Source organism: Glycomyces arizonensis DSM 44726 (assembly GCF_000482705.1).
Taxonomy (GTDB): domain Bacteria; phylum Actinomycetota; class Actinomycetes; order Mycobacteriales; family Micromonosporaceae; genus Glycomyces; species Glycomyces arizonensis.
Window position 1 is genome coordinate 16,038 of record NZ_AXWO01000037.1, and the last position, 21,614, is coordinate 37,651.

Here is a 21,614-nt window from a genome sequence, read left to right on the forward strand (position 1 = left end):
TGCCGGTTCACCCGCGGGCGTGCTTGATGTAGATCATCACCGCTTCGCGGGTGGTCTTCACCCCCAGGGCCTGGCGGGCCGCGGCGATGCGCCGGTTGGCCGTGCGCAGGGACACGAACTCGGCGTCGGCCGCCGCGGCGATCGTCGACCCGGCGGCGAGCCGGTTGAGCAGCGCCCGCTGCTCGAGGTCGAGGTCGAGGCCGTCGGTCGGTTCGGGTTTGCCGGGCATGAGCCCGAGGGGGCCGACGCGGCGCAGGTCCGCGGCGAGCGCGAGCGCGACCCGGCCGGTCGCGACGGCGACGATGCCCGCACCGCGGGCCGCGGCCAACACCGCCTGGGAGGCGGTGTGCTCGTCGGCGACGGTGCCGTGGGCGACCAGGCGCCGCTCGGCGAGGTCCCAGGCCGGCTCCAGCAGCGCGAAGCCGCGGTGGGCCTTCCATCCGGCGGCGGTGCAGCGGCGCACCAGGGCGTCGGCGTCGGAGCCGGTGGCCACGACGTGCAGCGGGAGGGTCTCGCTCATGCCGCACCGCCGGTGGCGTCGAGGAGGACGGCGGCCTCGGTGCGGGTCTTGGCGCCGAGTTTGCGCATGCCCGAGCGGATGTGGGTCTCGACGGTCTCGGCGGTGATGCCGAGGATCTCGGCGATCCGCCGGGAGGGGTGCCCGGCGGCGACTTGGCGCAGCACTTCGATCTCCCGGTCGGTCAATCCGCCGGTGCCCCGCGCTGAGCGGCGGTCGCGGCGCACGTCGTGGCGGCGCAGCGACCGGCGGGCGCGCCCGGCCAGGACGGTCAGGCCGTGGCGTTCGGCGATGTCCTCGGCCGCTTCGAGGGCGGCGATGGCCGCGGCGGCTTCGCGGGTGTGGGCGGCGAGGGCGAGCAGGCAGCGGACCTGTTCGCGAGCGGCCAGGCCGTCCCAGGCGTCGGCGGCGGCGGTGAAGGCCTCGCCGCGAGCGGAGTCCCAGGCGTGGAGGGTGGCCTCGACCGGTGCGGGCCAGGCGCCGGCGCCGCCTTCGGGGTCGGTGCCGGTGTCGTAGGCGATCCAGCGGCCGGTGATGTGGGCGAGGCCGCCGACCAGGCCGCCGTCGCCGCCGGTGGCTTCGGGGCCGGGCTGGCCGTCGAGCCAGGCCGTCTCGTGTTCGAGCCAGGCGACCAGCGAGGTGAGCGCGGCGGGCGGGTCGGCGAGGCGGGCCAGGCGGGCGCGGGCGGTGCCGAGCGCGCCCGTGTCGGCTTCGGCCAGGGCCAGGGCGGCGACGATGAGGGTGTCGGCCACGGCCGGGAGGGCGTGGTCGGCCAGGGACTGGGCGGTGGCGATGAGATGGTCGAGGCCGGTGCCGGACAGGACCAGGCACCAGGCGGCGGCGGCGAGGAACCGGGTCTGCCAGGAGTAGGCGCCGGTCTCGGCGCAGCGGGCGGCGGCGGCGCGGGCCGCGGTTTCGGCCTCCAGGAGTCGGGCGGCGTCGGCCAGGGCGATCACGCGGCTCCAGGCGCACCAGTTCGCGCAGGCCGTATCGCCCGCTGCGAGCGCGGCGGCCTCGGCCCCGGCGAGCGCTTCGGGGTCGTCGCCGGCGAGCGCGGCGGCGAGCCCGACATGGGCGGGGGCGGTGCCCCACTGCTCGCGCAGGTGCTCGGCGAGCTCGGCCCGGCTCCCGGGCGGGGCGCTGAGCAGCCGCAGCTGGTCGCGTTCGGGCCCGGCGGGGGCGCTTTCGAGTGCGGCGGCCGCGGCGGCGGCCTCGCCGCACGACAGGTGGGCCCAGGCGCGGGCGAGGGCCGCCTCGGGGTCGGCCCCGTCTGCTGCCGCGTCGCCCAGGGCGGTCAGGGCGGCGCGGGGCCGTCCGGCTTCGATGGCGGCGCGGGCCGCCAGGACGCGTCGTTTGGGATCGAGGTCGGCGGCGATGAGGAGTGCTTCGGCTCGGGCCGAGGGCCTGGGGTCGGCCTCGGCGGTGGCGACGGCGGCGGCCAGGGCCTGGTCGTCGAGCCCGGCGGCGCGGGCGTGGCGGGCCGATTCGAGGCCGGTCGTGGCCTCGGCCAGGCGGGTGTGCATGGCCGTGCGGGCGGCGGGGTCGAGGATGCCGGCGGCGACTTCGGCCATCCAGGGGCTGGCCGGGCGCAGGTGCTGGCCTTCGGTGACGGCCAGGCCCGCCTCGAGCAGGAGTTCGGCGCCGTCGCCGAGGAGGCTGGGGTGGGCCGGGCGGCCGAGCAGGCCCAGGGCGGCCAGGGCGGTGCGGCCGGGCCGGGGCAGGTCGGCGATCGCGGCGGCCGCGGCGGCGGCGGGGTCGGCGAGCGCGTCGAAGTCGAGTTCGGCTTCGGCGTCCCCGGCGCGCTTGGCCAGTGCGGTCAGGGCGAGCGGGTTGCGCCCGCCGCGGGCGGCGAGGGCCGCGACGCGGTGGGCCGGCAGGGTCGGGGCGGCGGTGCGGATGAGCGCCTCGGCTTCGGCGTCGGTCAGCTCGGGCACGTCGATGACGGTCGCGGCGGCCATGAGGCGGTCGCGGGCCGGTGCGGGCAGGCGGCTGGGGAGGCGCAGGGCGGCGGCGACGGGGAGGCGTTCGGCCAGGGTCGGGAGGACGGCGATGGTGGCCGCGTCGCACCATTGCAGGTCGTCGATGATCAGGACGCCGCCGCGGGTGCGGGAGTAGACCGCTTCGGCCAGCAGCGGCAGGTCGTCGGCGGGCATGCGGGCGCGGGTGGCGCGTTCCAGCGCGAGGGCGGGGGCGCCGGAGAGCATCGCCAGGCCGCCGCCGGCGTGGACGGGGCGGGCGCTGGCCGCGGCGAGCCGCTCCAGCAGATGGGTGCGCCCGCATCCGGGGGGACCGCAGAAGACGACCAGGCCGGTGCCGGTCAGGGCGGCACCGGCGCGGCGCAGGGCGTCGTCTCGGCTGGCAGGGGGCGCCGCTGCCCCCGTTTCGGCTGGTGGGGGCCGATGGCGCAGTCCGGGGACGGGAGACGACGGGGCTGCCAAGGGGGCTCCTTTACGCTCTGGCACGAATGGGGGAGGCGACGGGGCGCCTGCGGTTTGTATCGTCGTTGTCAGTCGACCGATCGCCGACGCCTCTCATGATATTGCGGAAACTTCGATGCCGCAGACCGGCGTCGGCCACGCGGCATGCGAGACGGACGAAAGGGCGGACGCGTCAGTATGGTGGCAGGGCAACTCACCACGAGTGTGGCGAGCATGTGCGAGGAGCTGTCCGGGAAGGTCAGCGACTCCTCACGTGCCGTCGTCGAGGAGGTGGCCTCCCGTCTGGGGCAGCCGTTGCGAGTCGCCGTCGCCGGGCGTTTGAAGGCCGGGAAGTCGACGCTGGTGAACGCGCTCATCGGCCGCCGCGTCGCCCCGACCGCGGCCGGGGAGTGCACGCGGGTGGTGACCCAGTTCCGCTACGGGCCGGCCGACCGGGTCGACGTGATCGACCGGCGCGGCGGCAAGCACGCGGTGCCGTTGGACGCCGCGGGGATGATTCCGACGACGCTGCCGATCCCGGCCGACGACGCGGCCCTGATCGATGTCCAGTTGTCCTCGGACAGTCTGCGGGATCTGATCGTGGTCGACACGCCCGGTCTGCAGTCGATCAACACCGACATCTCGGATGCGGCCCGCGAGATGCTGTTCGCCGCGCCCATGGCCGACGACGTCGACGACGACTCCCGTGAGGCCGTGGCCGGTGCCGAGGCGATCATCTACGTGTTCACCCAGCAGGTGCGGGCCGACGACGTGGACGCGCTCGAGGCGTTCGCCAAGGCCTCCCAGCAGCTGTCGAGCTCCCCGATGAACTCCCTCGCCCTGTACAACAAGGCCGACAAGCTCGCGCCGGGGCCCGGGCAGGACCCGTGGCCGGTGGCCGGGCCGATCGCCGCCGACCAGGCCGCGATCCTGCGGCGCGCCGTGTGCGACGTGGTGCCGGTGGTGGGGCTGCTGGCCGAGACGGCCGAGGCGGGCCTGCTGACCGCCGCCGACTGCGAGGCCCTGCGCACCCTCGCCGGGCTCGACGAGGAGAAGCGGGCGCTCATGCTCGCCTCGGCGGGGCTGTTCACCTCCACCGAGGGCCCGGTCGGCGAGGACCAGCGGCGCCGCCTGCTCGAGCGCCTGGACTTGTACGGCATCCACTTCGCGATCGCGCATTTGCAGGCCAATCCGCACCTGGCCACCGGTGAGCTGGTGCGGCTGCTGTTCGCCGCCTCGGGGTTCCCGCGGCTGCGCACCACGCTGCACCAGATCTTCGGGGTCCGCGCCGATGTCATCAAGGCCGGGTGGGCGCTCTCGCGCCTGGACGCCGCGGCCGCCTCAGGGCCGCCGGGCGACCGCGACCTGCTGCGGGGCGCGGTCGAGTCGATCGTGGCCCGGCCCGAATACCACCGGCTGCCGCTGTTGGAGGCGGCCGCGTCGGTCACCACCGGGCAGGTCGCCCTGCCCGAGGACATGGAGGCCGAGGTCGCCCGGCTCGCTCTGACCGACGACGCCGGTGTCGTCTTGGGCCTGCCCTCGGCGGCCCGGCCGCAGCTGCGGCGCGCCGCGATCGAGGCCGCCGCGCGCTGGCGGGCGTTCGCCAACGGCGGGGCCACGCCGGCCCAGGCGCGGGTGGCGAACGTGGTGCATCGTGGTTTCCATCTACTGGCCCAACGTCTCGGCTGAGAGAGAACTAAGGAGCATATTGTGACGACTCGACTCGGCGGGCCCCTGGTAGGGGCGTTGGTCGGCCTTGCCGCCGCCGGCCTGGGCGCCGTGTTCATCGCCGACGAACTCACGTGGCGGACCTTCGTCCTGGCCTGCGGGCCGGTCGCCGTCGCCGCCGTCGTCGCCGTCGCCACCGGCCGGTCCCTCACCCCGCCCCCCGCCGCTGCGGCGCCGGTGATGCCGGGCGTCGGTCCGCACTCGGGGCCGATCCCGGCCGCGCAGCTGGCCGAGCCGGCCCGGGCCGCCCAGGCCCTGACCGACCGGAGCACGCTGGTGGAGGCGTGCATCTGGATGCGGGACCGCGCCACCTCCCCGGCCCTGGCCTCCCAGCTCGACCAGACGTTCCAGAAGGTCGGCGTCGCCGCCGTGGACGCGACCGGGCAGCGGTTCGACCCGGCCGTCCACGAGGCCGGCGCCACCGTCGCCGCGCCCGGGCCCGCCGAGGACGGCATCATCGCCCGCACCGAGACCGTCGGCTACGCCGACCGCGGGCGGCTGCTGCGCCACCCGGTCGTCACCGTCTACCGCGGGCAGGTGCGGGCATGACCACCGCCACCGAGGCCAAGCCGAAACCGAAGCCGAACCCGGCCGCGCAGATCCACAAGCTGTGCGCCAAGGCCGCCAAGGCCGGGAACGCCTCGCTGCGGTCGGTCGACGCCAAGGCCGCCGCCGAAGTCGACGAGGTCGCCCGCTGGCAGCCCGACAAGCCCGTGGCCGTCGTCGTCGGTGAGACCAAGCGGGGCAAGTCGTCGCTGGTGAACGCGCTGCTCGGGACGCCGGGCCTGTCGCCGGTGGACGCCGCGGTCGCCACCACCGCCTACCTCGAGTTCTCCCACGCCGAGCAGGCCTCGGTGCGCGCCTGGCAGCCCGGAGCGGCCGACCCGATGCTTCTGGGCGTGGGCGACCTGCGGAACTGGGCGACGCGCCTGGGCACGATGCCGCCGGGGATGGTCCCGCCGCGGCGGATGCTCGTGGGGCACCCCGCGCCGCTGCTCAAGCACCTGTCCATCGTCGACACGCCGGGGACGGGCGGGCTCGACCCCGACCACGCCCAGATCGCGCTCGAAGCGGTCTCCCGGGCGACGTGTCTCATCATGGTCACCGACGCCTCGTCCCCGATGGCCAAGACCGAGCTGGACTTCCTCTCCGAGGCCTCCCGGCGCGTCAACTTCGTGGTGTTCGTGTTGACCAAGACCGACACCTATCCGGGGTGGCGGACCGTGCTGGAGGAGAACCGGGCCCTGATCGAGGCGCACGCGCCCCGGTTCCGCCACGCCCCGCACTTCCCGGTCTCGGCCATGCTCGCCCAGCACGCCCTGGCCTCCCAGGGCCCCACCCGCCAGGCTCTGGCCAAGGAGTCGGGCATCGGCAAGCTCCAGCGGGCGCTGGTGCGCGTGGCCACGGCCGGGAAGGCCCTGGTGGCGGCCAACGTCGTGCGGGCCGTGCGCACCGAGTTCGCGCGCCTGGCCACCTCGGCGCAGGCCGACATGAAGGCCTACGACCCCGACCCCGCCTCGGCCAATCGCCTCAAAGAGGAGAAGAAGCAGGTCCTGGCGACCCGCCGCGGGGAGACGAAGAAGGCGAACCTGGCGCTGCGCGTGGAGACCCAGCGGGCCAAGATCGAAGTGCAGGGCCGTCTGCGGGCCCACCTCCAGCAGTTGGAGGAGGCGCTGATCGACGAGGTCGAGAAGGCCAACAAGAACGCGCTCGAATCGCTCCCCCAGCGGGTCGACATCGCCTTGCAGGGCATCGCCGCGCGCTTGTCCGGTGAGCTGCACCAGCGGTTCGTGCTGCTGGCCGAACGGGTGCTGCGGCAGGTGTTCAACGACGACGAGCTGCGCCAGGCGACCAGTTCGATCTCCGCCGGGCTCCGCGCGGCCGCCTCGGGGCGGGCCAGGAGAGACGCCAACAACGACGGGGCGCTGCTCATGGCCTCCTCGGCGGGTGTGGCGATGATGGCCGGGCGGGCGGTCTCGATGGGGGCCGGCGCGGTCGGCCTCGGCGCTTTGACCGGGATCGGCGCGGTCGCCCTGTCGGCCTCGGGCATCGGCGTGGGGCTCGCCGCGGCGGCGTTCCTGCTGTACCGGCGGAAGATCCAGGGCAACCGCCAGGCCGCGAAGCAGTGGATCCAGCGCGTGGTCGCCGAGGCGCGGGCGAATCTCAACGAGGAGATCGGGTTCCGCTTCACCGAGGTCGAGTTCGTGTTCAACTCCACGCTCGACGACGCTTTGGAGCGTCGCGGCGCGGAGTACGACGCGCGGATCTCGGCGGCCGAGTCGGCCGCGAAGGCCGACCAGGCGGCCCGCGCGAAGAAGAAGGACGCCCTCAAGCAACGTCGCGATTCGATGGCGCAGAAGGTGAAGCAGCTTGACGAGGTGCTGGCGAAGGCCCGCACGCTCGTGCCAGGCGAGGAGGATGGCGATGGATGAGTTCGACGAGTTCGCCGACGGCGGCGGCGAGGGCGGGCCCGACGACGGGTTCGACAGTGCCGTCAACGACGATGCCATGGGCGATGACGACCCTATGGGCGATGCGGCCATGGACGGCGACGACGGCCCCTCCTCCCCCTTCGACGACTTCGAGGACGCCCCGGTCGGCGGCGGGGACGACCTCGACGCGTTCGACTTCGACGACGCCTCGGATGGCCTGGAGGACGGGATCGACGACGCGTTCGACGTCGACGACGACTTCGACGACGAACCTGCCGAGGCCGACGCGGACGAGACCGCCTACGCGGCGACGCACGAGGACACGCTCGTCGCCGAGGCCGACAACCCGGCCGCGTTCCCGCCCGAATTGGACCTGGACGTGCCCGAACCGGTCGACGGCTACCCGTGGGTCGACCTCGATTCGCTCGGCGAGACCGAGACCGAACCGTGGGTCAACACCGTCGAATCCTCCGACTTCGCCGCCGCCGACCTCGACGACGTCGCCTCCGAGGCGCTCTCGCGGTTCTGGGAGCGGTGAATGTAAGCAAAGCGTAAGCGCCTGCACCGCCGCGTCGGCACCGGCCGCGTGGAAGATGGAAGGGTGACAGACCACACCGCCTCCACCAGCCCGGACCGTACTGCCGAGGCGCCCGCCGGACCGGCCGCCGCCTGGGCGGCCGCCGGTGTCATCGCGGCCGTGACCGGCTTGATCGCCGGACACCTCGCCGCCGCCCTGTTCTTGCCCCGGGCCGCCCCGCTGTCGGCGATCAGCGACGTCGTCATCGCCTTCTCCCCGCCCGAGGTCACCGAGTGGGGCATCGAGACGTTCGGCACCGCCGACAAGCCGCTGCTGCAGACCGGCATCGCCTTCGCCCTCGCCCTCGCCGGCGCCGTCGCCGGACTCGCCTGGCGCCGCGCCCCGATCGCCGGGGCCCTCATCGCCGCCGTCCTCGCGGCCGCGGGCGCCGCCGCGGCAATCACGCGGCCCGAACTGGGCGCCGCCGCGGCCCTCCCCTCGATCATCGCCGGAGCGTGGGCCGCGGCCTGCCTGCACTGGTGGGCCACCCGCGGCGCGGCGCGCGACGCGAGCGGGCGGCGCCGGTTCCTCGCGGCGGTCGCCGGGATCGGCGCGGCCGCGTTCGCCGCCACGCTGCTGGCCCGCCGGTTCGGCCCCGGCTCGGTCGAAGCCGACCGCGACGCCTTCACCGTCCCCGAACCCGACCTGCCCGCCACCGACCCCGGGCCCGGCGCCGACCTCGACGTCGCGGGCCTGGCGCCCTGGCGCACCCCCAATGGCGACTTCTACCGCATCGACACCGCCATCACCTCCCCGGCCGTCGACGTCGAGTCCTGGGAGCTGCGCGTCCACGGCATGGTCGGGCAGGTCCGCACCTACACCTTCGACGACCTGCTCGGCCGCGAACTGATCGAACGCGACATCACCTTGTGCTGCGTCTCCAACCCCGTCGGCGGCTCCCTGGTCGGCAACGCCCGCTGGATCGGCGTCTCCCTGGCCGACCTGCTCGCCGAATCCGACCCCGACCCCGCGGCCGACCAGCTCGTCTCCCGCTCGGCCGACGGCTGGACCGCCGGCACCCCCGCCTCGATGGTCTTCGACGGCCGCGACGCGCTCATCGCCGTCGGCATGAACGGCGCGCCGCTGCCGGTCGACCACGGCTGGCCCGCCCGCATGGTCGTGCCCGGCCTGTACGGGTACGTCTCGGCCACCAAGTGGCTGGTCGACCTCGAACTGACCACGTTCGACGCCTACGACCCGTACTGGATCGAACGCGACTGGGCTTTGCCGGCGCCGGTCCACACCGCCTCGCGCATCGATACCCCTGGGTCGAAGGCCGACGCGGGGACGGTGACCGTGGCGGGGGTCGCCTGGGCGCAGCACCGCGGCATCAGCGCCGTCGAGCTCAAAGTCGACGACGGCCCGTGGACCGCATGCGAGCTGTCCGATGTCGCCACCGACGACACGTGGCGGCAGTGGCGATACGACTGGGACGCCGAATCGGGCGACCACACCTTGACCGTCCGCGCCACCGACGGCGACGGCAGGGTGCAGACCGACGAGGTCGCGCCGCCCAAACCGTCGGGGGCGACCGGCCTCCACAATGTCAAGATCACCGTAGCGTGAATTTCTTGGACCTGGCGGCACCAAAAAAGGCGGACCGGCGGTAGATTGGCTCCATTACCGTCGACTCGGCGCGGCCAGGCCCCTCACTTCCGCGTCGACCCATCCCCGTACGACCGACCGGGAGCCGTGTGGTGAACGAACCAGACCACTACCGCATCCTCGGGGTGAGCCCGGAGGCCCCGCGTGGCGAGATCCAGGCCGCCTACCGGCGCCGCCTGAGGGAGACCCACCCCGACCGCGGCGGCGACGAGGGCGCCTTCCACCAGGTCCAGGCGGCCTGGGAGACGCTCTCGCATCCGGGGCTGCGCCGCGAGTACGACCTGCTGCGGTTCGGGCGCCGCGCCGCCAAGCGGTACGGGCGGGCCGCGGCCCGGCCCTCGCACCGCAAGGTCCGCGGCTGGACCGTCAGGCCCGACACGGCTCATACCGCCTCGGCCGATCGGGGTCCCGGTGCGCTCGTGGCCGTCCCCTGGCATGCGCGGCTGCAACGCCGCCGCACCACCACTAAACCTTCACTGTGGACAGAAATGGCGGGACTGGGGGCCCTGTTCGCGCTGTGGGTCGTCGCCGGGTTCGCCTTCTGCGCCGCCGCGCTCGACACCGGTGCGCCGCTGCCGATCCGGGCCCTGGCGATCCCCATCGCCCTGGGGTGGGCGATCGCCGTCCTCACCCATGTCGCGCGCGCTCGCCGCACCGCCCCCCACGCCCCGCCGCCGGTGCCCAAGACCCGCATCGCCCTCGCCGTCCTGTTCGGCGCCGCCGCGGTCTGGTCGGCCGGGCCCGGCTCCTGGCTGGGCTGGTGGCTGGCGGTGTTCGCGCTGTGCGGCGCGGCCCTGATCTGGCCGGTGCGGCGCGTGCGCTGGGCGGGGGCCTTGCGCCGTTCGGTCGGCGCGGCCCTGCGCGAGTTCAACGCGTTCGGCCCGGCCGGCACCCGCCCCAAGGCCGACCGGCCCACCGGACGGCTGCTGCGCGAAGTGCTGACGAACCTGCCCGCCGCTCGATTGTTCGTGTCGCTGCCGGCCACCGAGTCGGTGCGCGTGCCGCACGCGATCGTGTGCGGCGACCGGCTCGCGCTGCTGTGCGCCCCGGTCGGGCGCGAGGTCGGCGACGCCGACGCCGACAACCTCGCCGCCGCCGTCGAGCGGATCGGGGCCGAACTGCCCGGCGCCCACGTCCACGGCTGGGTGCTGTGGCCGACCCTCCCCGAACAGGGCCCGACCACACTCGACGGCGGCGTGGACGATGCCGCCGTCGCCACTGCCGCGGCCGACATCGGCCTGTGGCTGGCCGACGGCGGCGGCCACTACGACCTGCCGGTGCTCCAGTCGCTGCGCCTGCGGCTGGCCGCCGTCCCCGCGCAGCGCTCGGCCTCGCGCGCCCCCGCCGTGCGCGCGTGACCGAACGCACGGGCCACTGTGGGCCCGAAGTGAGCACTGAAATGAGTACTGTGTGCCTGGATGAGTACAGTGCAAGGCGATATGAACGCCATCCGCCGCGCTGACGCGATCGTCGCCGACCGCTTGCGCCTGGCCGCCGCACGCGAACACCTCCCGGCCCCCGACCGCGCTGCTTCGGCCGCTGAGGCGGCCGCGGCGGTCAGCGCCGGATCGGCCCACGCGGCCCGCTTCGCCTCCGAGATCGATGCGGCCGTGACTGGGACCGCGCTCGCCCTCGACGCCGCCGAGGCGCACCCGGCCGAGGTGTGGGCGCACGCCCGGGCCGCGCACGCCGACCCGACCGTGTGGTTCGAGCAGGCCGTCGTCCTCGGCCACCCCGTCCACCCGCTGGCCCGCTCCCGCGGGGTCCTCGACGCATCGCAGATCCGGGCGTTCGCGCCCGAGCACCGGCCCCGCATCGCCTTGGGCCTGTACCGCGTCGACGGCCTGCGCGCGGGTCCCGACTGGCCGGTGCGCGATGAGGTCGGCCCGCTGCTGCCGCTCCACCCTTGGCAGGCCGAACGCCACCGCCTCGGCTCGCCCGCAGCCTCGTGGGACGGTGCGGCGCCGTTGACGAGCCTGCGCACGATCGCGACCGGCCGGTGGCACGTCAAATGCGCCGTCGACCTCCAGCTGACCTCCGCGGTCCGCCACGTCTCGCCCGCTGCGGTCCACAACGGACCAATATTGTCGGCGCGGCTCGCCGCCCCCGCCGCCCGCTGCGGCATCACCCTCCTGCCCGAGACCGCCGCCGCCGTCCACGGGCCGGACGGCCCCCGCAGCGACCTGGCCGCGATCCTCCGCCCCGCCCCCCACACCCTCGCCGGCGACCGGATCGCGCCGGTGGCGGCCCTGGCCGAGCCGTGCCCGGCCACCGGCCGCCCCATCGCCGCCGCCATCGCAGGAGGTGAGCTCGACCGCTGGTGGGCTGCCCTGGTCGACGTCGTCTGCGCGCCGCTGCGGCTGTTCGCGGCCACCGGCGCCGCCTTGGAGGCCCACGGCCAGAACACCCTCGTCGCCTTCGACACCGCGGGGCGCCCGGCCCGTCTGGTCTACCGCGACCTCGGCGGCGTCCGCGTCCCCGACCCGGGCCGTGTCCTGCATGGCGCGATCGGCTGCGACGACGAGGCCGAACGCGCCCGCAAACTCATCGCCGCCCTCTTCCCCACCACCCTGACCGCCCTCGTCGAGGCCCTCGCCGACTGGACCGGCACCGATCCCGGCCGGTGGTGGAAGACCGTCGCCGCCGCATCCCGCGACGTCGCCGCCGCATCGCCCGCGCTCGCCGCCGCCTTGTTCGCGCCCACGTGGCCGATCAAGGCCACCACCGCGATGCGCCTGGCCGACGACCCGCTCACCGACATCTGGGCCCGCGTCGGCAATCCGCTGGCGGACGCGTGAACCTCACCGCGAAGATCCTCGCCGCCGCATGGAGAGAGAACCTCGCCGATCTGCGGACCCGCCCCTCGCCCTTCCCGTTCACCGCCCGCGAAGGCGCGTTCAATCAGCTCACCGTCACCGACACCCCGGACATCGGACCGGCCGAGGCCCTGGAGGCGATCCTCGGCGAAAGCGCCCCGGGCCACTTGGCCGCCGAGCTCGCCTCCGCCGAGGCCGGGCACGCCATCGCCGCCGTCCGCGGCGAGCGGCGCCGCCACCATCTTGCGGCCCTCGCCGCCCGCACCGGCGCCGCCTCACTGGCCCGGCTCCTCGCCTCGTGCGAACGCGACGCCGATGCCACCGCCCGCCTCCTGGAGACCCTCGCTACCGACGGCCACCAGCTCCACCCGTGCGCCCGCACCCGCCTCGGCTGGCAGGCCGCGGATTTCACCCGGTTCGACGTCGAGACGCCCCGCCCGGTCGGTGTGCGGCTCCTGGCCGACCCGACCGGGCTCCTGGCCCGCTCGGGCACCGACTTCCGCGACCACGCGATGCTCACCGGCCTCGACCTGCCCGACCCGGTCGTCCCGGTCCACCCCTGGCAGCTCGAACACCGGATCCTCCCGGCCCACCGTCGCCTGTTCGACACCGGCCGCCTGCGCCTGCTCGATACCGTCGTCCCGGCCTGGCCGACCGCCGCCGTCCGCACCCTCTGCGGAGCGAAGCGCCCCGGCCACCTCAAACTCGCGCTCGGCATCCACATCACCTCCACCAGGCGCGACATCTCACCGGCGACCGCGCAGCTCGCGCCCGCCCTCACCGCCGCACTCGCCCGCCTCATCGAAGGCGACAAGACGCACGCGATCGCCGCCGACCGGTCCGGGGCCTGGCTGCCCGGCTCGCGCGACCTCACCGCGATCGCCCGCGCCCCCTTGGGCGAGGCCGCCCCGCCGGGGACGGTCGTGGTCCCCGCCTCGGCGCTGTGCACGACCTCCCCGGTCACCGGCCTCGCCCTCGCCGCCGAGTACGCCCACTGGGCCGGCGGCGCCGAGGACTGGATCCGCTCCTATGCGGCCCTGGTGGTCCCGCCCGTGCTGCGCCTGGCCGCCCACGCCGGGATCGGCCTCGAAGCACACCTGCAGAACAGCCTGATCGCCTTCGACGGGCCTGTGCCGGTCCGGCTCATCACCCGCGACCTGGGCGGCGTGCGCCTGCACCGCCCCGACCTGCCCTTCGACCTCGACCTGCCCGACGGCAGCCCCGTCGCCGCCTCCGGCCGGGCGGCCGTGCGCGCGAAAGTGGCCTATACGCTGTTCCAGAACCAGCTGGCCGCGATCGTCACCGTCCTGGCCCGCGACTGCGGGCTGGACGAGCACCGGTTCTGGGCCGACCTGGCCGACCTCGTCGCCGGACTCGACCTGCCCGAGGCCGACCGCGACGCCTACCTGGCCGAACGGATGCCGACCAAGGCGCTGCTGACGATGCGGCTCCATCCCGGAACGGAGGCCGAGACATGGGTGGACAACCCCCTGCACCGCAGCTGAGCGGCGTGGCCGACTTCGCCCGCCACCTGCCCTCCCCGGCGTGCGCCTGGATCTACTCGCCCGCCCGCCTGACCGACCGGCTCGATCGCCTCCGCGCCGCCCTGGAGGGCCACACGATCCTGTACGCCATGAAGGCCTGCGCCAACCCGGCGGTCCTGGCCGCCGCCGTCGAGCGCGCCGACGGCATCGAGTGCGCCTCGGCCGGGGAGATCGCCCAGGCCCTCGACGCCGGGGCGAGTCGCCTGGCATTCTCCGGCCCGGCCAAGACCGGCCGCGACTTCGCCCGCGCCGCCGAGACCGAGGCGGACCTGTGCGTCCACGTCGAGACGCTCCACGAGCTCGACGGCCTGGCCGAGGCCGGATACGCCGGGCCGGTCGCGCTGCGCGTCAACCGCGGCCGCCCCCTGCCCGGCAGCCACCGCATGACCGGGACGGCGACCCCGTTCGGCATCGACCCCGGCGAGGTGGCGGCCGCGGCCGCCCATGCGGCCGGTCTGGGCCTGGACGTGACCGGCTTCCACCTCCACGCCGTCTCCAACTGCCTGGACGCCCTCGCCTACGCCGACCACGTCACCGGATCGGTCGCCTGGGCGCGCCGCACCGCCGAGGCGACCGGCATCGACCTGCGCTATGTGAACGTCGGCGGCGGCCTGGGCGCCGACCCGCGGGGCGAGACGATCGACCTCGATGCGCTCGCGGACGGCTTGGCCGGGCTGGACACCGGCGGTGTCGAGCTCGTGTTCGAGCCCGGCCGGTACCTCGCGGCCGCCGCCGGCTGGTACCTCGCCGAGGTCGTCGACCTCAAGACGGTCGCCGGGCAGGCCTTCGCGCTGGTTCGCGGCGGGATCCACCATTTCCGCCTCCCGGCCGCCTGGGGCTACTCCCACCCGTTCACCGTCGTCCCCACCGGCCACTGGGACCATCCTTGGCCCCGCACCCGCTTCGACGACGTCGAGATCCGCGTGTGCGGCGAGCTGTGCACGCCCCGCGACGTCCTCAACGCCGCTCAGCGGGTCGATTCGATCGCGGTGGGCGACCGGCTCCTGTTCGGCAACGCCGGCGCCTACGGCTGGGAGATCTCCCACGACCGGTTCCTCGACCACCAAAGGCCCCTGCAGGTCGTCATCGACGGCGCCTGAGCGGCGCCCGCACCCGGGTCTACCATGAGATACCGGCGCCGAGCGGTGCGCCGCACCCGGATTGCCACGGTATTGCCCACTGCGGCTCACCATTCCGGGCGCACTACGGCGGGTCGGGTGGCGCACATCACGTGCCACATGACAATCTAAGAGCCTCTGAGATCCCCCTTCTCCTTTTGAGGAGCAGTCATGCCCAACAAGCGTCACGCCCGTAAGACGCACCGGGACGCGGCGCGGCTGGCCTCGGCGGGCAACCACCGGACCGCCCTGACCGGCTACCACCGCGCCGCCGCCGAATACCGCGCCCATCTCAAGACCCACGGCGGCGACGACGCCGCCCGAGGGGAACTGGCCGAGCTCCTCGAGCACATCGCCGACGCCGAGCACGCCCTGGGCGACCACGCCCGCGGCGCCGCGGCCCTGACCGAACGCCTCGTCCACTTGAGAGAGCTCGACCGGCCCCGCACGTTGATCGCCGTCGCCGAGCTCGACCTGGCCGAGGCGCACCTGCGGGCCGGGCACCTGCTGAGCGCCGCCGTGCGCGGCGACGACGCCGTCCGCTCCTATGACCGGCGCGATGCGGCCGATCCGGCCTCCTCCGAGTTCGGGCACCTGGCCGCCGCCCTGGCCCGCAACGCCCGCATCCTCCACCGCACCGCCGACCCCGACCTCGCCGTCGGCGCCGCCGACCAGGCCGCCCGCATGATCCTGGCGATGCCCGACGAGATCGAGGACACCGCCCGCCTGGACTACCTGCGCGACGTGCTGGGGCTGGCGGTCGAGCTGCACACCGCCGCGGGCCGGGCCGCCTATGCCCGTTCGGCCGCTTCGCTGCTGGCCAAGCACTTCCCCGACGCCGGGCCCGCTGCCGCGGTGGGCGGGCCGCCGTTGACGCTGCGGGCCGCTTTGACCGCGGCGGGCCGACTCGGCGCCTTCGCCGATGCGAACCTGATCGACCGGCTGTGCCCCGACCCGGTCGCGCACGACGCCCCGCCGGCGGTCTCGGCGCGATGCGACCCCGGCCTGGCCCCCGTCGCGCTCCACGCCGTCGCCGTGGCCGTGGACGACCTGCGCTCCTCGCATCCGGCGCTGGCGTGGCGGATGGCCACCGAGATCCACTATCTGCTCTCGGCGGCCGACCGGGAGGGCGAGCGGAACCTGCGGCTGAACTTCCGCGACCACGGCCCGGTGTGGCTGGGGATGCTCATGGCCTTGACCGACGCGGTCGCCCGCCGCCCGAACCTCGCCGCCGACCTGGCCGGGGTCTTGGCCGAGCTGCTGGAGCGGCTGCGCTCGCGCCATGCGGCCGACGGGGTGCTGGTGGCCGCGGCGATGAAGTTCATCGAGGTCTACGGGCCGCGCCGTTTACTGCGCCGCGGCGGGCCGCGATGCGCGGCCCGCCGGTGTCGCTATGCGGTCAGGTGCTCCTCGGCCCAGGCGTGCATGGCGTCCCGCAGGTAGAGCGCCAGGCCCGCGGCGACGGCCTCGTAGGTCTCGTTGAAGCGTGGGTCGTCGGTGTAGAGCGTCCCGAGCTCCTTGTACGCCTCGGCGGTCGGCAGGCGCCCCCACAGCCGCTCCATGAGCCGGTAGTGGTCGGCGATGACGGCCGCGACGTCGCCGTCGCCGACGCCTCGGCCTTGGGCGAGGAGGGCGGCCAGGCGGCGGTTGAGCGAGTCGAACTCGGCCGGGATCGCCGCGCGTTCCTCGCGGGTCATCTCCCGCATGATGGTGTAGGCCTGCTCGACGGCCGCTTGGCCCCAGCGGCGGCGCGCTTCGGCGTCGTATTCGGATTGGCGGTGGGCGTCGAGTCCTTCGAACCAGGTTTCGGGTGCCATGGGTTGGCCTCCTTCGAGTTGTCGGATGGTGGCATCGACGCTGGAGGCGAGGCGGTCGAGGCGTCGGCGTTCCTCGGCGAGCCAGTCGGCGTGGCGGCGCAGGGCCTCGGTGGTGTCCAGGCCGCCGTCGAGGATGTCGCCGATGGTGCCCAGGGCGAGCCCGAGGCGCCGCAGCAGCAGGATCTGCTGGAGGCGCAGCAGTTCGTCCTGGCCGTAGTGGCGCAGGCCCCCGTGGCCGACCTCGGCGGGTTCGAGCAGTCCGATCGCGTCGTAGTGGCGCAGGGTGCGGGCCGAGACTCCGGCCAGTTTCGACACCTCGGCGGTCGACCAGGTTCGCATCGGCTTCCTTTCTCGTCGATGTGCCTTCGACGCTAGAAGCTGACGCTACGTCAACCGCAAGGATGCATCCGAGAGACGCGCATCACCGTGGAAGGCCGCTACCGGGCCGGTGCTGCCTCGTTGTTCATGGTGGATGTTCCCCACGCAGGTGGGGTGAGCCGACGGCGCGGCCTGACCTGACGAGTGCTCCCCGTTCACGCGGGGCAGGAAGCGCGTGTGGCCCCCGGCGAGACGCCGGGGGCCACATGTGTGTCCTTGCTTAGGCGGCGCGGGCGGCGGCCTTGCGGAAGTCCCGGTTCAACTGGCCGATGACGTCCAGGCCGATCTCCTTGGGGCAGGCGGCGGCGCATTCGCCGGTGTTGGTGCAGCCGCCGAATCCGGCCGCGTCGTGTTCGGCGACCATGCCGAGCACGCGAGTGTGCCGCTCGGGCTGGCCCTGCGGCATGAGTCCCAGGTGCGCGACTTTGGCGGCCATGAACAGCATGCCTGAGCCGTTTGGGCAGGCCGCGACGCACGCGCCGCAGCCGATGCACGCCGCGGCGGCGAACGCGGCGTCGGCGTCGGCCTTGGGGACCGGCACCGAGTGCGCGTCCGGGGCGGTGCCGGTCGGTGCGGAGATGTACCCGCCGGCGGCGATGATCCGGTCGAACGCCGACCGGTCGACCACGAGGTCCTTGACGACCGGGAACGCCCCGGCGCGCCACGGCTCGATGTCGATGGTGTCGCCGTCTTTGTATTTGCGCATGTGGAGCTGGCAGGTCGTGGTGGCGGCCTGCGGGCCGTGCGGCTGTCCGTCGATGACCAGCGAGCAGGCCCCGCAGATTCCTTCGCGGCAGTCGTGGTCGAACGCCACGGGGTCCTCGCCGTCGGCGATGAGCCGCTCGTTGAGCACATCGAGCATCTCCAGGAACGAGGCGTCCTCCGAGACGCCGTCGATCACATAGGACACCATCTTGCCCTTGGCGTCGGCGCCCGGCTGGCGCCAGATTCGCAGGCGTAGTTTCACTTGTAGCTCCGTTGGGTGGGCTTGACGTATTCGAATTCGAGTGCTTCGCGGTGCAGCACGGGCTCCTCGCCGGCGAACTCCCACGCCGCGACGTACGAGAAGTGCTCGTCGTCGCGCTTGGCCTCGCCGTCCTCGGTCTGGGACTCGGCGCGGAAGTGCCCGCCGCACGATTCGGTGCGGTGCAGCGCGTCGATGCACATCAGCTCGCCGAGCTCGAAGAAGTCGGCCACGCGCCCGGCCTTCTCGAGCTGCTGGTTGAGCTCGGCCCCGGTGGCGGGGACCTTGACGCGCTTGTAGAACTCGGCCTTGAGGTCGCGGATGAGCCCGATGGCCTTGCGCAGGCCCTCGTCGGTGCGCTCCATCCCGCAGTACTCCCACATGATGCCGCCCAGTTCGCGGTGGAAGGAGTCGACCGAGCGGTCGCCGTCGTTGCCCAGGAAGAACGCGATGCGGTCGTTCACCGCCGCCTTCGCCGCCGCGACCGCCTCATGGTCGTCGTCGACGGCCGCGAACGGGCCGTCGGCGAGGTAGTCGGAGATCGTGTTGGGCAGCACGAAGTACCCGTCGGACAGGCCCTGCATGAGCGCCGAGGCGCCGAGCCGGTTCGCGCCGTGGTCGGAGAAGTTCGCCTCCCCGGCCACGAACAGGCCCGGGATGTTCGACTGGAGGTCGTAGTCGACCCACAGCCCGCCCATGGTGTAGTGCACGGCCGGGTAGATCCGCATCGGCCGCTCGTACGGGTTCTCCCCGGTGATCCTTTCGTACATTTGAAACAAATTGCCGTATTTGGCTTCGACGGCGTCCTTGCCGAGGCGGCCGATCGCGTCGGCGAAGTCGAGGTAGACCCCCAGCCCGCCCGGGCCGACGCCGCGGCCCTCGTCGCACACGGCCTTCGCGGCCCGGGAGGCGATGTCGCGGGGCACGAGGTTCCCGAACGCCGGGTAGCGCCGCTCCAGGTAGTAGTCGCGCTCGTCTTCGGGGATGTCGGCCGGGGCGCGGTCGTCGCCGCGTTCTTTCGGCACCCACACGCGACCGTCGTTGCGCAGCGACTCGGACATGAGCGTCAGCTTCGACTGGTGGTCGCCGGACTGCGGGATGCACGTGGGGTGGATCTGCGTGTAGCACGGGTTGGCGAAGTAGGCGCCCTGCCGGTGCGCCCGCCAGGAGGCGGTGACGTTGCAGCCCTTGGCGTTGGTCGACAGGAAGAACACGTTCCCGTACCCGCCGGTCGCCAGCACGACCGCGTCGGCGATCTCGGTGGTGACCTCGCCGGTCACCAGGTCGCGGACGATGATGCCCCGGGCCCGGCCGTCGACCACGACCAACTCGAGCATCTCGTGGCGGGTGTGGAGCTCGACCGTGCCGGCCGCGACCTGGCGCTCCAGCGCCTGGTAGGCGCCGAGCAGCAGCTGCTGCCCGGTCTGGCCGCGGGCGTAGAACGTCCGCGAGACCTGCGCGCCGCCGAAGGACCGGTTGTCGAGCAGGCCGCCGTATTCGCGCGCGAACGGCACGCCCTGGGCGACGCACTGGTCGATGATCTCGGTGGAGATCTCGGCCAGGCGGTGCACGTTCGACTCGCGGGAGCGGAAGTCGCCGCCTTTGACGGTGTCGTAGAACAGCCGGTAGACGCTGTCGCCGTCGTTGCGGTAGTTCTTCGCGGCGTTGATCCCGCCCTGGGCGGCGATGGAGTGGGCCCGCCTGGGGGAGTCCTGGAAGCAGTAGTTCGACACCCGGTAGCCCAACTCGCCGAGCGTGGCGGCCGCCGACGCCCCGGCCAGGCCGGTGCCGACGACGATGACGCGCAGTTTGCGCCGGTTGGAGGGGTTGACCAGTCGGCCGGTGAAGCGGCGCCGCTCCCAGCGTTCGTTGATGGGCCCGGTGGGGGCCTTGGTGTCGGCGACGGGGTCGCCGTCGGTGTAGTACTCGCTCATATCAGCGGTGCTCATGTCAGCTCACCAATCCGAAGGAGACGGCCAGGGGCACGATCGCGAACCCGGCCACGATGATGACGGCCACGGCCAGGGCCACGGCCTGCCAGCGGCGGCGCCACGCCAGGCCGGGTCCGGCGATGGTCTGCACGGCCGACCAGATGCCGTGGCGCAGGTGGAATCCGAGGGCGGCCAGGGCCAGGAGGTAGAACACCGTGACCGGCCAGCGCTCGGGCGCGAAGGTGGCGACGACGGCGCCGTAGGCGTCGGGGGCCTCTTTGACCGGGTTGACGGTCCTGAAGGTCAGGTCGAGCAGGTGCCAGATGACGAACAGGACGATCACGGCCGCGCCCCAGCGCATCGTGGCCGCGGCGTGAGGCGATTCGCCCTTGGCCGGTTTGCGCGAGACGTAGCGGACCGGGCGGGCGTGGAGGGCGCGGTGGGTCAGGGCGATCGAGGAGGCGATGTGGACGCCGATCGCGGCGATCAAGCCGATGCGCAGCACCCACAGCAGGCTCTCGCGCGGCAGCAGCGGCTCACCGAACGTGCGCAGGCCTTCGGCGTAGTCGTTCATCGACTCCCGGCCCTCGAAGATGTGGAGGTTGCCGGCCATGTGGGCGATGAGGAACAGGACCATGAGGATCCCGGAGACGGCCATGACGATCTTCAGGCCGATCGAGGAGCGCAGGCGGGGGGCGCGGGGCGGCCGGGGTGGGGCTCCTGGGCCGGGCGGGGCGGTACGCGATCTGAGTTCGGTAGACACGGCGCAACGCTAGACGCGATGCATCTCACGAGTCCAATTCATGGTCGCAGGCGTTTCCATGCCGATACGTTATGGTCATGCGCCTGCAGCAGCTCAAAGCGTTCCTCGCCGTGGCACAAACCCGTCATTTCACCCAAGCGGCCGAAAACCTGGGTGTGACACAACCGTCATTGAGCAAGCAGATCCAAGCGCTCGAACACGAACTGGGCGCCCCGGTGTTCACCCGATCGCGCGGCCGCATCGAACTGACCGACATCGGCCGCACCCTCACCGGCCACGCCCGCCGCATCACCGCCGCACACGAGGCCGCCCACGCCGACATCGACGACGTCCTCGCCGTCCGCAAAGGACGCCTCCGCCTCGGCGCCACCCCGAGCCTGTGCTCCTGGCTCATCGCCCCGCTCCTGGTCCGCTACCACGAGACCCACCCCGCCGTCACCGTCGCCCTCACCGAAGACGGCTCCGGACCCCTGACCGAACGCCTCGCCGCCGGCGACCTCGACCTCGCCTTCACCATCGGCACCACCCCCGCCGAACCCGGCCTGGCCGTCCAGCCGCTGCTGTCCGAAGCGCTCGTCGTCGCCTCCGCCGCCACCCAGCCCCCGCTCACCCACCAGGCCTACATCGGACTCCCCCAACTGCGCGAACAGCCGTTCGTCCTCCCCGCACACGGCTACGATCTGCGCAACCTCACCGTCACCACCTGCGAGGCCGCCGGCTTCACCCCCATCGTCGCCGTCGACGGCGGCGCCACCGACGCCGTCGCCGGCCTCGTCGAAGCCGGACTCGGCATCGCCCTGCTGCCGGCCATGATCGCCGCCGCCTCACCGGGCCTGCGAGCCACCCCCCTCGCACCGCCGGGCGCCAGCCGCACCATCGCCCTGACCGCCCGCACCGAGACCCCGCCCACCAAAGCCGCAGGGGCCTTCGCCGACTGCCTCCAAGCCCACCTGACCGACCTCCACGCCTGGGGCCGCCTGCCCGAAGGCATGCGCACCGTCTGACAC

At 73.7% G+C, this 21,614-nt stretch carries 17 protein-coding genes; 11 read left to right on the top strand and 6 right to left on the bottom strand.

The features are described from left to right. Positions 1 to 7: 7 nt before the first annotated feature. Both H613_RS0119710 and H613_RS0119715 read right to left on the bottom strand, forming a co-directional pair. Complete coding sequence (locus tag H613_RS0119710; protein ID WP_026925141.1) at positions 8 to 520, bottom strand: hypothetical protein; 513 nt, start codon at positions 518 to 520, stop codon at positions 8 to 10. After that, complete coding sequence (locus tag H613_RS0119715) at positions 517 to 2,955, bottom strand: LuxR C-terminal-related transcriptional regulator (protein WP_211234896.1); 2,439 nt, start codon at positions 2,953 to 2,955, stop codon at positions 517 to 519. The genes H613_RS0119710 and H613_RS0119715 overlap by 4 nt, the downstream gene beginning before the upstream one ends. Positions 2,956 to 3,132: 177 nt before the next feature. Here H613_RS0119715 and H613_RS0119720 point away from each other — a divergent pair, with 177 nt between their 5' ends. From H613_RS0119720 to H613_RS0119765, 10 genes are all read left to right on the top strand, one after another. Beyond that, positions 3,133 to 4,623, top strand: a complete 1,491-nt coding sequence (locus H613_RS0119720; protein ID WP_026925143.1) for a dynamin family protein — start codon at positions 3,133 to 3,135, stop codon at positions 4,621 to 4,623. Positions 4,624 to 4,644: 21 nt separating this feature from the next. Continuing rightward, entirely contained in the window at positions 4,645 to 5,211 is a 567-nt protein-coding gene (locus H613_RS0119725; RefSeq protein ID WP_211234897.1) for a nucleotide exchange factor GrpE, read from the top strand. Continuing rightward, the gene (locus H613_RS0119730; RefSeq protein ID WP_026925145.1) at positions 5,208 to 7,094 is read left to right on the top strand and encodes a dynamin family protein; all 1,887 of its coding nucleotides are present in this window, start codon (positions 5,208 to 5,210) and stop codon (positions 7,092 to 7,094) included. Before H613_RS0119725 ends, H613_RS0119730 begins: the two co-directional genes overlap by 4 nt. Then, a complete protein-coding gene (locus H613_RS0119735) occupies positions 7,087 to 7,632 on the top strand; it encodes a hypothetical protein (protein ID WP_026925146.1) in 546 nt (181 codons plus the stop codon). The genes H613_RS0119730 and H613_RS0119735 overlap by 8 nt, the downstream gene beginning before the upstream one ends. 63 nt (positions 7,633 to 7,695) lie before the next feature. Then, positions 7,696 to 9,237: a molybdopterin-dependent oxidoreductase gene (locus tag H613_RS0119740; RefSeq protein WP_026925147.1), complete on the top strand. Its 1,542-nt coding sequence runs from the start codon at positions 7,696 to 7,698 to the stop codon at positions 9,235 to 9,237. 131 nt (positions 9,238 to 9,368) lie between these two features. Beyond that, entirely contained in the window at positions 9,369 to 10,634 is a 1,266-nt protein-coding gene (locus H613_RS31820) for a J domain-containing protein (protein WP_026925148.1), read from the top strand. Between the two features lie 60 nt (positions 10,635 to 10,694). Beyond that, on the top strand, positions 10,695 to 12,074 hold the full coding sequence (locus H613_RS27865; RefSeq protein ID WP_084546789.1) for an IucA/IucC family protein: 1,380 nt from the start codon (positions 10,695 to 10,697) through the stop codon (positions 12,072 to 12,074). Next, complete coding sequence (locus tag H613_RS27870; protein ID WP_051393596.1) at positions 12,071 to 13,597, top strand: IucA/IucC family protein; 1,527 nt, start codon at positions 12,071 to 12,073, stop codon at positions 13,595 to 13,597. Before H613_RS27865 ends, H613_RS27870 begins: the two co-directional genes overlap by 4 nt. Further along, positions 13,567 to 14,736: a type III PLP-dependent enzyme domain-containing protein gene (locus tag H613_RS0119760; protein WP_051393597.1), complete on the top strand. Its 1,170-nt coding sequence runs from the start codon at positions 13,567 to 13,569 to the stop codon at positions 14,734 to 14,736. Before H613_RS27870 ends, H613_RS0119760 begins: the two co-directional genes overlap by 31 nt. 189 nt (positions 14,737 to 14,925) lie before the next feature. Then, positions 14,926 to 16,197, top strand: coding sequence for a hypothetical protein (locus tag H613_RS0119765; protein ID WP_026925150.1), 1,272 nt, complete (start codon positions 14,926 to 14,928; stop codon positions 16,195 to 16,197). Here H613_RS0119765 and H613_RS0119770 read toward each other — a convergent pair. From H613_RS0119770 to H613_RS0119785, 4 genes are all read right to left on the bottom strand, one after another. Further along, the gene (locus H613_RS0119770; protein WP_026925151.1) at positions 16,146 to 16,910 is read right to left on the bottom strand and encodes a MerR family transcriptional regulator; all 765 of its coding nucleotides are present in this window, start codon (positions 16,908 to 16,910) and stop codon (positions 16,146 to 16,148) included. The two genes, H613_RS0119765 and H613_RS0119770, sit on opposite strands and share 52 nt — an antisense overlap. Positions 16,911 to 17,169: 259 nt before the next feature. Next, positions 17,170 to 17,916, bottom strand: coding sequence for a succinate dehydrogenase/fumarate reductase iron-sulfur subunit (locus H613_RS0119775; protein ID WP_026925152.1), 747 nt, complete (start codon positions 17,914 to 17,916; stop codon positions 17,170 to 17,172). Then, positions 17,913 to 19,847, bottom strand: a complete 1,935-nt coding sequence (locus H613_RS0119780) for a fumarate reductase/succinate dehydrogenase flavoprotein subunit (RefSeq protein ID WP_026925153.1) — start codon at positions 19,845 to 19,847, stop codon at positions 17,913 to 17,915. The genes H613_RS0119775 and H613_RS0119780 overlap by 4 nt, the downstream gene beginning before the upstream one ends. 16 nt (positions 19,848 to 19,863) lie before the next feature. Beyond that, entirely contained in the window at positions 19,864 to 20,532 is a 669-nt protein-coding gene (locus H613_RS0119785; protein WP_026925154.1) for a succinate dehydrogenase/fumarate reductase transmembrane subunit, read from the bottom strand. 152 nt (positions 20,533 to 20,684) lie between these two features. Here H613_RS0119785 and H613_RS0119790 point away from each other — a divergent pair, with 152 nt between their 5' ends. Next, a complete protein-coding gene (locus tag H613_RS0119790) occupies positions 20,685 to 21,611 on the top strand; it encodes a LysR family transcriptional regulator (protein ID WP_026925155.1) in 927 nt (308 codons plus the stop codon). The last annotated feature ends 3 nt before the right edge of the window (positions 21,612 to 21,614 follow it).